The sequence below is a fragment of the Flavobacterium branchiophilum FL-15 genome (genome assembly GCF_000253275.1).
Classification (GTDB): Bacteria; Bacteroidota; Bacteroidia; order Flavobacteriales; family Flavobacteriaceae; genus Flavobacterium; species Flavobacterium branchiophilum.
The window spans coordinates 3,048,351-3,063,149 of sequence record NC_016001.1 but is presented as its reverse complement, the minus strand read 5'-3'; the positions used below and the strand labels follow the sequence as shown (position 1 = coordinate 3,063,149).

Genomic DNA, 14,799 nt, shown 5'->3' with positions numbered 1-14,799 from the left:
GAGAGGGCTGGGGAGAGGCTAATCATGGAAGAAAGAAACGAACTATATCCAGTGTTTTTAAAACTACATCAATTAAATGTGTTGATTGTGGGTGGCGGAAACGTAGGTTTAGAAAAGTTGTCTTTTATGTTGAAATCCAGTCCGAATGCCAATGTTGAGGTGGTAGCACCACGATTTCTTCCTGAATTGGAAGCGTTAGTGGCTCAACATCCTTCTGTAAAGCTCACGGCTAAGAAATTCAATCGTTGGATGCTCCGCAAACGCCATTTGGTGATTGCTTGTACGGATGATTTGAAAGTGAATAAAAGAGTATTTGATTTATGTCGCAAGCGTCATTTGATTTGCAATATTGCGGATACACCTCAGTTGTGTGATTACTATTTGGGAGGCATTGTTACCAAAGGAAATGTGAAAATTGCCATTTCGACCAACGGAAAATCACCAACAACAGCCAAGCGCTTGAGAGAATTTTTTGAAGAAATAATTCCAGACGACATCAATACAATGGTTGAAAACCTGAACGAATATCGAAAAACATTAAAAGGAAATTTTGAGGAAAAAGTCCAAAAGATGAATGAAATTACCGAATCGTTGAAAAACAAAAAATAGCAATTAAACGAAAAATGACAAATGTTAGCTTTAATAACTAAAATTATTTGTTCATTTGCATGATTTAAGGAAAAAATTAAGAAATTAAGACGGTTTAAGACATAATGAAACTTAATGTCTTAATGGTTAAAAAATTTAAGTTCATTTGCATGATTTAAGGAAAAAATTAAGAAATTAAGACGGTTTAAGACATAATGAAACTTAATGCCTTAATGTTTAAAAAATATAAATAATAGTTAAGTTCATTTGCATAAAATATTGATATTCAAACATAAAAAAAATCAAGTTAAATCTTAATGAAACTTAATGCCTTAATGTTTAAAAAATATAAATAACAGTTAAGTTCATTTGCATAAAATATTGATATTCAAAACATTAAAAAAATCAAGTTAAATCATAATGAAACTTAATGCCTTAATGTTTAAAAAATATAAATAACAGTTAAGTTCATTAGCATAAAATATTGATATTCAAACATTAAAAAAATCAAGTTAAATCATAATGAAACTTAATGCCTTAATGTTTAAAAAATATAAATAACAGTTAAGTTCATTAGCATAAAATATTGATATTCAAACATTAAAAAAATCAAGTTAAATCTTAATGAAACTTAATGCCTTAATGTTTAAAAAGTATAAATAATAGTTAAGTTCATTTGCATAAAATATTGATATTCAAACATTAAAAAAATCAAGTTAAATCTTAATGAAACTTAATGCCTTAATGTTTAAAAAGTATAAATAATAGTTAAGTTCATTTGCATAAAATATTGATATTCAAACATTAAAAAAATCAAGTTAAATCTTAATGAAACTTAATGACTTAATGATTAAAAAATTTAAGTTTATTTGTATAATTTATTGAAAAAATTAAGAAATTAAGACAGTTTAAGAATTAATGAAACTTAATGACTTAATGGTTAAAAAATTTAGTTCATTTGCATGATTTAAGGAAACATTAAGAAATTAAGACAGTTTAAGACTTAATGAAACTTAATATCTTAATGTTTAAAAAATATAAACAATGGTATAACCAATAAAAAGAAGAATAATTATAAAAGAATAAAACACAATAGCATGATTAAAACAGACATACTTATAATTGGAGCAGGCCCAACAGGTTTATTTGCCGTATTCGAAGCGGGATTATTAAAATTAAAATGTCACGTTCTAGATGCTTTGCCACAACCAGGCGGGCAGCTTTCCGAATTATATCCTAAAAAACCAATCTACGATATTCCAGGTTTTCCTGAAGTATTAGCGGGGGACTTAGTCGCTAATTTGATGGAGCAAATCAAGCAATTCGAACCTGGATTTACGCTTGGGGAGCGCGCTGAAACCATTGAGAAACAAGAAGACGGAACCTTCATCGTAACCTCTAATGCAGGAACGCAATTCCACACCCCAGTGGTTGCAATTGCAGGTGGTCTAGGAAGTTTTGAGCCTCGTAAACCGTTGATTGAAAACATCGAATTCTACGAAGACAAAGGCGTAAAATACTTCATCAAAAATCCAGAAGAATTTAGAAATAAAAGAGTCGTAATTGCCGGTGGAGGAGACTCTGCTTTGGATTGGAGTATTTTCTTGGCTGATGTAGCTTCAGAGGTTACCTTAATTCACAGAAGAAACGAATTTAGAGGGGCTTTGGACTCAGTAGAAAAAGTACAAGAGTTGAAAAACGAAGGTAAAATCCGAATGATTACTCCTGCTGAAGTAGTGGGTGTAAATGGCACAAACCATATCGAGTCGATTGTAATTGACGAAGATGGAGCGCAAAGAACTATCGAAACGGATTATTTTATTCCGCTTTTTGGTTTGACACCAAAATTAGGTCCTATTGCCGATTGGGGATTGGAAATCGAAAAAAATGCCATCAAAGTAAACAACGCCTTGGATTACCAAACCAACATTCCAGGAATTTTCGCCATTGGCGACGTAAATACCTATCCTGGTAAATTGAAATTGATTCTTTGTGGTTTCCACGAAGCGACTTTAATGTGTCAGGCCGCCTACCAAATCATCAATCCCGGAAAACGTTATGTGTTGAAATACACCACCGTTTCAGGAGTAGATGGTTTTGACGGTACCCGAAAAGAAGCACCAAAAGCAGTAGTAAAAGCCATTATATAATATCAAAAAAGCCCTAGTCTAAACCAGATTTAGGGCTTTTTTTATTAACGGAAAGTATAATATATTTTGGTATATTTATAAAATTTCTTCAATATGCTTTTTTATATTGGAGGCTATTTTTTTCATAGGCAAATCATTAGCATCTGTTCCAAACGGATCTTCAATTTCCTCGGCAATTAATTCTAAACTAGCCAATACATAAAAGATAAAAATGACAACGGGTATAACATAATAACCCAAACTAAAAACAAATCCAAAAGGCAATGTCATTACGAAAAAAAAGATAAATTTTTTTATAAATGAACTATAGGAATAGGGTATAGGAGTATTTTTTATTCTTTCACAAGCCCCACAAATATCTGTAAACGATTGCAGTTCAGCATTTATTGTCAATAGCTGCGTGTCGGTAATTTTTTTGGAAAGATATAAATCAGTCGTTTTTTGAAAAAGCATTTTAGCAACTTGATTAGGCTTGTGTTTTTGATGGTCTATTTGTAAATCCAAACCTTCAAATAGAACTTTACCTACTTCCTCGTTGAGCAAATGTTTGGCTAAAATCGACGAATAAGCAGGAATTACTTTACGGAAAAATATTTTATCAGAATCTTCTTTTAAAATACAAGCCATTTTCAATGCTAAATTACGGCTGTTATTTACCAATGCTCCCCATTGTTTTCTGCCTTCCCACCATCTATCATAGGCTGTATTGGTTCGATAAGCTAGCAATAACGACAATACAAATCCAACCGTGGAGTGCAAGATAGTTAAATTTTTTACGTGACTGTTTTCAGACAAATTCCATTTTTCTATTTCTAAATAGGCAATCCCACCAGAATAAAAGCCCATAAATAGCATCATGGGTATAAGCTGTCTAAACGTATCTGATTGATGAAAACGAAAAATAAATGTAATCCAATCTTTGGGGTTGTATTGTACCATTTTTATTAATTTGATTTTTTATTGGCAAATATAAATAAAATAGCAATCAAAAAACAATACTTCATGTATAGATTTGTTGTGTTTTTAATAGATTATCCCAATTTATTTGTGTTTGTTATGGCATCACAAAAAAACCCTAATCTAAATAAGGTTAGGGTTTTTTAGCTATTTTGAGTTCATTATTTTTAAATGATCAGCATCGCATCGCCATACGAATAAAATTTATACTCCTCTTTAATGGCCTCGTCGTAGGCTTTTCGCATCAAATCGTGTCCGCAAAAAGCGGAAATCATCATCAATAAGGTAGATTTTGGAGTATGAAAGTTAGTAACCATGGCATCGGCAATGCTAAAATCGTGTGGCGGAAAAATAAACTTATTTGTCCAACCATCATAAGGATTTAGTGTAGCGGCAGACGAAACGGAGCTTTCAATAGCCCTCATAGAGGTTGTTCCAATAGCACAAACTTTACTTTTTCTTGTTTTGGCTGCATTTACAATATCGCAAGCATCTTGCGTAATTTTTAGCTCTTCAGAATCCATTTTGTGTTTAGACAAATCTTCTACCTCTACAGGATTAAAAGTACCTAAGCCAACATGCAATGTTACTTCAGCAAAATGTACCCCTTTTATTTCAAGTCTTTTCATCAAATGTTTAGAAAAATGCAAGCCAGCTGTTGGCGCTGCAACTGCTCCTTCTTCTTTTGCATAAATGGTTTGATAACGTTCTTCGTCTTCTGGAACCACCTCTCTATTGATGTATTTTGGAATGGGAGTTTCGCCCAATTCTTTTAATTTTTCTCTAAATTCTGTATAGGATCCATCAAACAAAAAACGAAGCGTTCTACCTCTCGAAGTGGTGTTGTCAATTACTTCGGCTACTAATGAATCATCATCACCAAAATAAAGTTTGTTGCCAATACGAATTTTACGTGCTGGATCTACTAATACATCCCACAAACGTTGTTCTGCATTAAGCTCTCTCAATAAAAATACCTCGATTCTTGCCCCTGTTTTTTCTTTGTTACCATACAATCGTGCAGGAAAAACACGGGTATTGTTTATTACAAAAACATCACCATCGTCAAAATAATCTATAATATCCTTAAACATGCGGTGTTCTATGGTTTGTGTTTTTCTGTTTACAACCATCAAACGTGATTCATCTCTGTTTTCTGCAGGAAATTCGGCCAAAAGTTCTTTGGGTAAATTGAATTGGAATTGTGATAATTTCATTAATTGCTTATTTATTGTTTAAAAAAATTAAAATTAGGCTGTTTATTTCACTAAAAATTTAATTGTGGCAAATATACGATTGTAAAAAGGGCGTTGTCAAGTATTTTGCAGTTTATTTTCAATAGATGTTTTATTAATATTTATTGTTGCTTGTTTGCAATACTTTTTTATACCAAAAGAATGGAATAATTAGTCCAAAGTGCCATGATGTTTTTCAATAAGATGGCACATCCAAAGGCAGACTAAAACAGAAATGGCCTTTTGAAACCAAAATTACGGTCATGTCAAAGAAATCGAAATCGTTTTCGATATTTATCAATCGTTTTCGTTTAAAATAAACATACCATTATTGAATATTGTTTTGTAATTTTATAGAATAATTATTGAATTGATAATTAAATTGCAACTAAACTACATTTTTTTATTCCAAAAACCATGAAGCTTTTCAAGTGGCTCCATGGTTTTTTTGGCATCAACAAAATTATTTTTTTTGTAAACTAAAAGCTTTTTTTTATATAAATTATTTTATAAATGGCTTATTTGTTATTAAAAATTCAATCAAAATAGCTATTTTGTTATTTTAAAATAAAACGAGGCACAAACAGCAAAAAATAGTAAAAAACAAATGATAAGTAATTATTTTTGCTACCAGAAAAAATAATTTGCATCAATTAAAAAACAAAACAAGATGAAGAACATTTTTATTAAAGGATTTTTATGGCTTTTGGTTGTTCAAGGAGCAATAGGGCAACAACTCAAATCGCCAAACCAACAATTGGTTATGGATTTTTCGTTACAAAATAACGGAACACCTATGTACCAACTTTCGTTTAAAGGTAAAATGGTAATCAAACCAAGTAAATTGGGATTGGAATTGAAAAACGATGCCAAATCCTTGCTACATGATTTTATGGTTGTAGATACAAAAAACAGCACTTTCGACGAAAATTGGAAACCCGTTTGGGGCGAGGTAGCTACTATTCGCAACCATTATAATGAAATGGCCGTTACTTTGAACCAAAAAGGAACCGACAGACAAATCGTTATCAGATTCAGACTTTTTGATGATGGGCTTGGATTTAGATATGAATTTCCTAGTCAGAAAAATTTAGTGTATTTTACAATCAAAGAGGAAAAAACACAGTTTGCAATGACAGGAGACCACAAGGCATTTTGGATTGCGGGCGATTATGACACCCAAGAGTACGACTACATTACCTCTAAATTATCAGAAATCAGAGGGTTACATAAACAGGCTGTTACCCCAAATTGTTCGCAAACTCCTTTTTCTGAAACAGGTGTTCAAACGGCATTGATGATGAAAACTGCAGACGGGTTGTACCTTAACCTGCACGAGGCTGCTTTGATTAATTATGCTTGTATGCACTTGAATTTAGACGACAAAAACATGGTTTTTGAATCGTGGCTAACACCAAATGCCAATGGCGACAAAGGCGATATGCAAGCCCCTGGACAAACGCCGTGGAGAACCATAATGGTAAGCAACGATGCCCGTCAAATACTGGCCTCGAAAATGACCTTAAATTTGAACGAGCCTTGCAAAATTGAAGATACCTCGTGGATAAAACCAATAAAATATGCAGGCGTTTGGTGGGAAATGATAACTGGCAAAAGCACTTGGTCTTATACAAATGAGTTTCCATCGGTTCAATTGGGAGTTACAAATTTTGCTCAAGCAAAACCCAACGGTACCCATGGAGCCAACACAACAAATGTAAAAAAATATATAGATTTTGCCTCGCAAAATGGCATCGAAGGGCTTTTAGTAGAAGGCTGGAATGTGGGTTGGGAAGATTGGTTTGGACATGCCAAAGATTATGTGTTTGATTTTGTAACGCCCTATCCCGATTTTGATGTAAAAGGCATTCATCAATATGCTCAATCTAAGGGCGTAAAAATGATCATGCACCATGAAACATCGGGTTCTACACGCAATTATGAACGCCATTTGGACAAAGCATTTCAGTTTATGAACGACAACGGCTATGGTGCCGTAAAAACGGGTTATGTAGGCAATATAGTGCCTGTTGGAGATTATCATTACAGCCAATTTATAGTAAACCATTACCAACATGTATTAGAAAAAGCGGCTCAATACCACATTATGGTCAATGGACACGAAGCCGTAAGACCTACCGGAATTTGTAGAACATATCCTAACTTGATAGGCAACGAAGCTGCTAGAGGTACAGAATATCAGGCTTTTGGCGGATCAAAGCCAAACCATGTTACCATTTTGCCTTTTACAAGATTGATTGGTGGGCCAATGGATTATACGCCTGGAATTTTTGAAATGGACATGAGCAAAATAAATCCAGACAACAAATCGCATGTCAATGCTACGTTGGCCAATCAATTGGCTTTGTATGTAACGATGTATAGCCCCTTGCAAATGGTGTCTGATTTGCCAGAACATTACAACCGTTTTCCAGATGCTTTTCAGTTTATTAAAGACGTGGCAGTTGATTGGGACGAAAGCGTTTATTTAGAAGCCGAGCCTGGCGACTATATTACAGTTGCTCGTAAGGCAAAAGGCAGTAATAACTGGTTTGTTGGTAATGTAAATGGCAATTATGCCCGTACATCGAGTATGGTTTTGTCGTTTTTGGATACAAACAAAAAGTATGTAGCCACCATATATGCCGATGCAAAGGATGCCCATTATAAAACAAATCCGCAAGCCTATAAAATATATAAACTAGAGGTAACTAGCAAAACCAATTTGGCTCAATATTGTGCTCCTGGAGGAGGGTATGCCATTAGTATTACTGAAAAAAAATAGGTTTTTGAGGGATGTTGATGCCCAAATTTTGGTGAATCAAACCAATAATAAAATGCTTGCACAAGCCCCGCACCCCGACCTGAGTGGAGCTCTTTTTTTCTTGCCGCTAAAGGGTTTGCTGGGCTTGCGGCAAGAAAAAAAAGCGGGAACGGAGGGCGGATCAGGTGCCCAAAAAAATGAATTTATGGAGCTAATGGTGTGTGCAAATGATGTGGATGCAGTAGCAACGATGGGTTTTGAAAAAAATTAGAATTGATTACTTTGTTTTTGAATAAGAAAAATGCAACTAAATATATTTTAAAAATGAGAAAATTAACTTTAAAAAAATTATTAATTCTAGTATTTATGATGGTTTCTAGTTTGACCGAGGCTCAAAATACGCTTGTAAAAACCAATACCGACGCCGATAGAGCCTGGTGGAAAGAGGCTGTGGTGTATCAAATTTATCCTCGAAGTTTTAAGGATAGCAATGGGGATGGTGTTGGCGATTTGAAAGGGATTATATCGGAATTGGATTATGTGAAAAGTTTGGGTGTTGATGCGGTTTGGCTCAACCCAATTTATACTTCGCCAAATGATGATAATGGCTACGATATTAGCAATTATCGGGAAATTATGGCCGATTTTGGTACGATGGCCGATTTTGATTTGTTGTTGCACGAAATGCACAAACGTGGGATTAAGTTGATTATGGATTTGGTTGTCAATCACAGTTCCGACGAGCACGAGTGGTTCAAACAAGCCCGAACTTCTAGAGACAATCCTTACAGAAACTATTACCATTGGTGGCCTGCCGAAAAAGGTAAACCGCCCTACAGATGGAGTTTTTTTGATGTGAATAGCGAGGCTTGGAAGTATGATGCCCAGACGGATTCGTATTATTTGCACTATTTTTCGAGAAAACAACCAGATTTGAATTGGGAAAACCCAAAATTACGGTTTGAAGTGTACGACATCATGAAATTTTGGTTGGACAAAGGTATTGATGGGTTTAGAATGGATGCCTTTCAGTTTGCGTCAAAAGATACTTCGTGGCCAGAATTGCCAAAAGGTTATGAGAAAAACATTATAAAATATTATGGTGTTGGCCCTCATTTGCATGAATATTTGCAGGAAATGAATCGAGAGGTTTTTAGTAAATACAACATCATGACTGTGGCCGAAGGGGCGGGTAGTTCGCCCGAAGATGCTTTAAAATTTGTCGATCCAGATCGTAAGGAATTGGATATTGCCTACCATTTTGAAAGTGTGGATATTGGCAAGCATTTGAAAGATTTTGGATTAGTAAAATTTAAAAATATTTTTTCGAGATACGATCAAACATTCAAAAATAAAGGGTGGTTGTCTATTTTTTTGGCCAATCATGACCAACCCAGAATGTTGAGCAAATTTGGCAATGATACACCACAATACAGAACATTTTCGTCAAAATTATTATCCACTTTTGTAATAACCATGCGTGGAACAGCCTTTTATTATAATGGCGACGAGCTAGGAATGGACAATATCAGATTTAATGATATTGCTGATTATCAGGACGTTGATACCCGCAATAAATATGAAGGATTGAAGTTAAAGGGAGGCGATTTGGAAGCCTTTTTGGAAGGACAAAAACAAACCTCCAGAGAAAATGGCCGAACCCCTTTTCAATGGAATAACACGGCAAATGGTGGTTTTACTACGGGAAAACCTTGGCTAAAAGTGAATCCTAATTTTGAAAAAATTAATGCTCAAGCACAAGAAAAAGACCCTCAATCGATTCTGAATTATTTTAGACAATTAACCCAACTCCGAAAAAAAGAATTGGCCTTTGTATATGGAACTTACACCGTAGTTGATGAGCAAAATCCTAATGTTTTTGCATATACCCGCGAGTGGAAAGGCAAAAAATTCTTAGTAGTTTTGAATTTTTCAGATCAAAAAAGCCGTTTAAAAACTAAACTGAATTTGACAAAAGCAACCGTAAAATTACACAACTACCCAACGCCTTCAAAAGGCATAGAGTTTGAACCTTACGAAGCCGTGATTTATCAGTTGTAATACCAAATATATTTTATATGTATATTTGAAATAAGACAATCAAAAAATAAATGCCCAATATATTGGGCATTTTTTATATCTCAAAGGCCCGAACCATATCAAAAAACGATGATTTATAGCACCTATAATTTGGGCGTGCCCCTCCGTAAACTCTGGGTCTGGCTATACGTTTCAAACAACGTTCATTGAACTCCAAAAGAAATATAATATTGTGAAATAATCCTTTTTGTTTTTTAAAGAAAAAAACAAAAAGGATTTCCACCTCTATCCCTCACGCAAAAAAAACCGATTCAAAACCGACTACTTTTTTTTCAAGATACAACCTTATTCCAAATTCCCGTATATTTGGTTTAAATTTCCACTAAAAAACCTTACTCGCTATTTGACGGATGTTTTCGGATTTTCCCATGGAATAATAATGCAATAACGGCACTCCAGCAGCTTTAAGTTCTATGGATTGTTGTATTGCCCATTCGATACCTACTTGTCTTACCGCTACATTGTTTTTGCATTGTTCTACCGCTTGTATTAATTCTTCGGGTAAGTCAATTCTAAAAATTTGAGGTAAAATTTGTAAATGTCTGTGTACCGCAAGGGGTTTAATTCCTGGAATAATAGGCACGGTAATGCCCATTTCACGGGCTTTTTCTACAAATTCAAAATATTTTTTGTTGTCAAAAAACATTTGGGTAACCACATAATCTGCCCCCGCATCCACTTTTTCTTTCAATCGTTTCAAATCAGTTGTTAAAGATGGCGACTCCAAATGTTTTTCTGGATAGCCCGCCACACCAATACAAAAATCAGATTTGTTATCATTATCGGCTACACCATGCAAGTAATTTCCTTGATTTAATTGTTTGATTTGATAAACCAAATCTGCGGCATAATGGTTGCCACCTTGGGTTGGAATAAATGACTGTTCGTCTTTCATGGCATCGCCACGCAACGCCATGACGTTGTCAATGCCAAGATAATGACAATCGACCAAAAGGTATTCGGTTTCTTCTTTTGTAAAGCCGCCACACAATACGTGCGGCACGGTGTCCACATTGTATTTATGCTTGATGGATGCACAAATTCCCAAAGTTCCTGGACGCATTCTAGTTAATTTTTTTTCCAATAAACCATTGCCTTTATTGACATAAATGTATTCCTCTCGTGAGGTGGTTACATCAATAAAAGGCGGTTTAAACTCCATCAACGGGTCAATATTATCATATAATTCTTGAATACTTTTCCCTTTTTGAGGGGGTACAATTTCAAATGAGAATAATGTGGCTCCTTTGGCTGCTGTTATGTGATCTGTTACTTTCATAAAAGCCCCCTAACCCCCAAAGGGGGAATACTGATAGGGGTAAATCAGTTTTTGCTTAATTAATTTCTATTTTTATATCTAGGTTTCGGTTCCTCCCCTTCGGGGAGGCTAGGAGGGGCTTATATTCGGAGCCAACCATTTTTGGGCTTGTTCCAAACTTATATTTCTTCTTTTGGCGTAATCTTCAACTTGGTCTTTTTTGATTTTTCCCAAACCAAAATACTTGCTTTCTGGATGGGCAAAATAATAACCCGACACCGATGAAGCAGGCCACATCGCCATACTTTCAGTCAAAGTTACTCCAATTTCTAGTTCTACATTTAGGAGTTTCCAAATGGTTGGTTTTTCCAAATGATCTGGACAAGCGGGATAGCCTGGCGCAGGACGAATTCCTTTATAATTTTCGGCAATTAATTCTTGATTTGTTAAATTTTCATCGGATGCGTAGCCCCAAATTTCTTTACGAACTTGCAAATGCAAATATTCAGCAAAAGCTTCTGCCAATCGATCGCCTAAGGCTTTTACCAAAATTGAATTGTAATCGTCTAATTCTTTTTCAAATGCTTTGGCTTTTTCTTCTACTCCAAAACCAGTGGTTACACAAAAACAACCCATATAATCTTGAATTCCTGAGTCTTTTGGCGCAATAAAATCAGCTAAGGCGATATTTGGTGCACCAGCGGTTTTTAAACTTTGTTGACGTAAAGTAAGGAAAGCTCCCCCTTCGGGGGCGGGGGGGGCTTGTATCTCTATATCATCATCATTAATGGTATTGGCAGGGAAAATTCCTAAAATACCTTTGGCAGTTAACCAATTTTCGTTGATTAATTGATTCAACATTTTTTGGGCATCTTCAAATAAAGACGTGGCTTGTTCGCCTACCACCTCATCGGTTAAAATGGCTGGGTATTTTCCATACAATTCCCAAGAATTGAAAAACGGAGTCCAATCAATAAAATCCACTAAATCCGCAATTGCCACATCAAAGGTTTTGGTTCCAATAAAATTTGGCTTTACTGGAGTATAATTTGCCCAATCTAATTTTAATTTATTGACTCTGGCCTGCTCAATTGTCAAGAAATTTTTATCACGACTTCTGCTCAAATAGCCTTCTCGAAGGGCATCATATTCTGTTCTAATATCTTGTGTGTATTTTTCTTTGGTTTCTTCTTGAAGCAAATGACTGGCAACTGTTACGGCTCTTGAAGCGTCATTTACATGCACAACAGTTCCTTTATATTCAGGAGCAATTTTAACCGCAGTATGGGCACGAGACGTGGTTGCTCCTCCAATCATCATTGGGATTTTGATGTTTAATTTATCCATTTCTTTAGCCAAATAGACCATTTCGTCTAAGGAAGGTGTAATCAATCCGCTTAATCCGATAACGTCCACATTGTTTTCAACAGCAGCTTTAATTATTTTTTCGGGTGGCACCATTACACCCAAATCAATAATTTCAAAATTATTACATGCCAAAACTACTGAAACAATGTTTTTTCCAATATCGTGAACGTCACCTTTAACGGTTGCCATTAAGATACGTCCAGCCCCCCCCGCCCCCGAAGGGGGAGCCTCTAAAGCAGCTTTAATTTTTGCTAATACTTTTTCTGTTTCAAATAAAACTTCTTCATTAGTAAATCTAATTACTTGATAACCTTCGCTATTAAACCATTTTGTCCTTTCTTCATCGTTGCAAATATTTTCTGGAAGCTGATGAATTAAACCATCTACTTCCACAATTATATTTTCTTTCAAACAAATAAAATCAGCAATATAATTTCCTATAATGTGTTGTCTTCTAAACCTATAATTATCTAATTTTTTACCACTCAATTCAGCCCATAATAATCTTTCAGCATCTGTTGGTTGATTTCTCATTTTCAAAGCAAATTCTTTCAATAAACCATAACTTAGTTTATCTGCTGTTTCCCAATATCGTGGAGACTTCACTCCCCCTTTGGGGGCTGGGGGGCGTTTTGCTGCTTCAATGAAAGGCAATAAATACGCCACCGCTTTTTTCATTACACGGGCTGATTTTACTACTTGTGGCAAAAACATTTTTCCACTTCCGAATAAATCACCCACCACATTCATTCCTGCCATCAAATTAATTTCGATGACTTCAATGGCTTTATGGGCAGATTTTCTTGCTTCTTCTACGTCTATTTCTATAAATTCGTCAATTCCTTTTACTAAAGAATGGGTTAAACGCTCTTGAACCGAACCATTTCTCCACTCTGCAATTGCTTTTTCATTGGCTTTGAAATCGCCTTTGAAACTCTCGGCTAATTCCAATAAACGCTCGGTTGCATCTTCTCTTCTGTTTAGCAACACATCTTCAACGTGTTCTAATAAAACGGGGTCAATTTCATCGTAAATCTCTAACATTTCAGGATTCACGATACCCATTGTCATTCCATTTTTAATGGCGTGGTATAAAAATGCAGAGTGCATGGCTTCACGCACTTTGTCATTTCCTCTAAACGAAAAAGAAACATTACTTACTCCTCCCGAAATATGGGCATAAGGCAAGTTTTCTCTAATCCATTTGGTGGCTCGAAAAAAATCCAAAGCATTCAATTTATGCTCTTCCATTCCGGTGGCCACTGGAAAAATATTCGGGTCGAAAATAATATCTTCAGCAGGGAAACCCACTTTATCTACTAATACATCGTAACTTCTTTTACAAATTTCGATGCGTCGCTCATAGGTATCGGCTTGACCGTTTTCATCGAATGCCATTACGATTACGGCAGCACCATAACGCTTGATTTTTTTGGCATATTCAATGAATTTTTCTTCGCCTTCTTTGAGAGAAATTGAATTTACTACTCCTTTTCCTTGAATTACTTTCAATCCCGCTTCAATAATTTCCCATTTGGAACTATCAATCATTACGGGAACACGAGAAATGTCGGGTTCAGCAGCAATTAAGTTTAAGAATTTGGTCATGGCATACACCCCGTCCAACATTCCCTCATCCATGTTGACATCGATGATTTGTGCGCCACCTTCCACTTGATTTCTGGCAATATCTAGGGCTTCTTCGTATTTTTCTTCTTTGATTAATCGAAGAAATTTTCGGGAACCGGTTACATTAGTTCGTTCGCCCACATTCACGAAAAGCCCCCTAGCCCCCGAAGGGGGAACACTTTCCGATGTAGAAAAATCGGAGTCTGAAGGTGTTGTTTTTATGTACAATGGTTCAAGTCCAGATAATTTTAAATATTTGTTGGTTGCTGGTTGTTGGTTATTGGTTATTGGTTGTTGGTTGTTGTTGGTAATTTCAATACCCATAATTATATTTTTTTATAGTAATTAATGAATCCATTTAACAATTTCTTGCTTATTTGAATTTGATTTAAAATAATAGTGAAATTATTTTCATCAATATATTTTTGATCCAATGCTAAATAACATTGTGTTTCTAACTCATACAATGACCCTCTAGAAATATGTAAAAAATTAATCGTGTCTTTAGCTGTTTGCCGACCACAACCTTCCGCTATATTAGAAGGAACTGAAACCGCACATCTTCTCATTTGATTCACTAAACCAAATATTTCATCTTTTAGGAAAAACTTTTGTAGCATCATAAATTAAATTTACTAATTTCCTAGTTTCAACCCAAACATCTAATTTTATATATTCCATCTTTTTTGTTTTTGGTTATTGGTTGATCGTTGTTTGATTTCAATCAACCAACAACCAACAACTATCAAC

10 protein-coding genes are annotated in these 14,799 nt (G+C 35.1%); 5 read left to right on the top strand and 5 right to left on the bottom strand.

All coding sequences use genetic code 11. The annotated features are described in order from the left end of the window. The first annotated feature begins 24 nt into the window (after positions 1 to 24). Both FBFL15_RS13260 and FBFL15_RS13255 read left to right on the top strand, forming a co-directional pair. Positions 25 to 609 (top strand): precorrin-2 dehydrogenase/sirohydrochlorin ferrochelatase family protein, encoded by a 585-nt coding sequence (locus FBFL15_RS13260; RefSeq protein ID WP_014085068.1) that lies wholly within the window; start codon positions 25 to 27, stop codon positions 607 to 609. Between the two features lie 1,076 nt (positions 610 to 1,685). Then, positions 1,686 to 2,738, top strand: coding sequence for an NAD(P)/FAD-dependent oxidoreductase (locus FBFL15_RS13255; RefSeq protein WP_014085067.1), 1,053 nt, complete (start codon positions 1,686 to 1,688; stop codon positions 2,736 to 2,738). Between the two features lie 75 nt (positions 2,739 to 2,813). Here the strand turns inward: FBFL15_RS13255 and FBFL15_RS13250 are convergent, their stop codons facing one another. After that, positions 2,814 to 3,677 carry a bestrophin family protein gene (locus tag FBFL15_RS13250; protein ID WP_014085066.1) on the bottom strand — a complete coding sequence of 288 codons (864 nt, stop codon included), beginning with the start codon at positions 3,675 to 3,677 and terminating at the stop codon, positions 2,814 to 2,816. Between the two features lie 185 nt (positions 3,678 to 3,862). Then, positions 3,863 to 4,912, bottom strand: a complete 1,050-nt coding sequence (gene queA, locus FBFL15_RS13245; RefSeq protein WP_014085065.1) for a tRNA preQ1(34) S-adenosylmethionine ribosyltransferase-isomerase QueA — start codon at positions 4,910 to 4,912, stop codon at positions 3,863 to 3,865. Positions 4,913 to 5,600: 688 nt separating this feature from the next. Between queA and FBFL15_RS13240 the strand changes: the two genes are divergently transcribed. From FBFL15_RS13240 to FBFL15_RS13230, 3 genes are read left to right on the top strand one after another with little or no spacing between them, the layout of a single operon-like run. Beyond that, positions 5,601 to 7,715, top strand: a complete 2,115-nt coding sequence (locus FBFL15_RS13240; protein WP_014085064.1) for a glycoside hydrolase family 97 protein — start codon at positions 5,601 to 5,603, stop codon at positions 7,713 to 7,715. A gap of 4 nt (positions 7,716 to 7,719) precedes the next feature. Beyond that, positions 7,720 to 7,965, top strand: a complete 246-nt coding sequence (locus FBFL15_RS13235) for a hypothetical protein (protein WP_014085063.1) — start codon at positions 7,720 to 7,722, stop codon at positions 7,963 to 7,965. A 53-nt stretch (positions 7,966 to 8,018) separates the two neighbouring features. Beyond that, positions 8,019 to 9,755 carry a glycoside hydrolase family 13 protein gene (locus tag FBFL15_RS13230; RefSeq protein ID WP_014085062.1) on the top strand — a complete coding sequence of 579 codons (1,737 nt, stop codon included), beginning with the start codon at positions 8,019 to 8,021 and terminating at the stop codon, positions 9,753 to 9,755. Between the two features lie 361 nt (positions 9,756 to 10,116). On the opposite strand, the gene metF is transcribed toward FBFL15_RS13230, so the two are convergent. From metF to FBFL15_RS13215, 3 genes are all read right to left on the bottom strand, one after another. Beyond that, positions 10,117 to 11,073, bottom strand: a complete 957-nt coding sequence (gene metF, locus FBFL15_RS13225) for a methylenetetrahydrofolate reductase [NAD(P)H] (protein WP_014085061.1) — start codon at positions 11,071 to 11,073, stop codon at positions 10,117 to 10,119. Between the two features lie 108 nt (positions 11,074 to 11,181). Next, entirely contained in the window at positions 11,182 to 14,373 is a 3,192-nt protein-coding gene (locus tag FBFL15_RS16225) for a vitamin B12 dependent-methionine synthase activation domain-containing protein (protein ID WP_014085060.1), read from the bottom strand. Positions 14,374 to 14,375: 2 nt separating this feature from the next. Further along, on the bottom strand, positions 14,376 to 14,672 hold the full coding sequence (locus FBFL15_RS13215; protein WP_014085059.1) for a four helix bundle protein: 297 nt from the start codon (positions 14,670 to 14,672) through the stop codon (positions 14,376 to 14,378). Positions 14,673 to 14,799: the final 127 nt, after the last annotated feature.

Coding starts and splice junctions, on each gene's coding strand:
- FBFL15_RS13215 (WP_014085059.1), bottom strand. CDS start 14,672: ATGATGCTACAAAAGTTTTTCCTAAAAGATGAAATATTTGGTTTAGTG.
- queA (WP_014085065.1), bottom strand. CDS start 4,912: ATGAAATTATCACAATTCCAATTCAATTTACCCAAAGAACTTTTGGCC.
- FBFL15_RS16225 (WP_014085060.1), bottom strand. CDS start 14,373: ATGGGTATTGAAATTACCAACAACAACCAACAACCAATAACCAATAAC.
- FBFL15_RS13230 (WP_014085062.1), top strand. CDS start 8,019: ATGAGAAAATTAACTTTAAAAAAATTATTAATTCTAGTATTTATGATG.
- FBFL15_RS13240 (WP_014085064.1), top strand. CDS start 5,601: ATGAAGAACATTTTTATTAAAGGATTTTTATGGCTTTTGGTTGTTCAA.
- FBFL15_RS13255 (WP_014085067.1), top strand. CDS start 1,686: ATGATTAAAACAGACATACTTATAATTGGAGCAGGCCCAACAGGTTTA.
- FBFL15_RS13250 (WP_014085066.1), bottom strand. CDS start 3,677: ATGGTACAATACAACCCCAAAGATTGGATTACATTTATTTTTCGTTTT.
- FBFL15_RS13260 (WP_014085068.1), top strand. CDS start 25: ATGGAAGAAAGAAACGAACTATATCCAGTGTTTTTAAAACTACATCAA.
- metF (WP_014085061.1), bottom strand. CDS start 11,073: ATGAAAGTAACAGATCACATAACAGCAGCCAAAGGAGCCACATTATTC.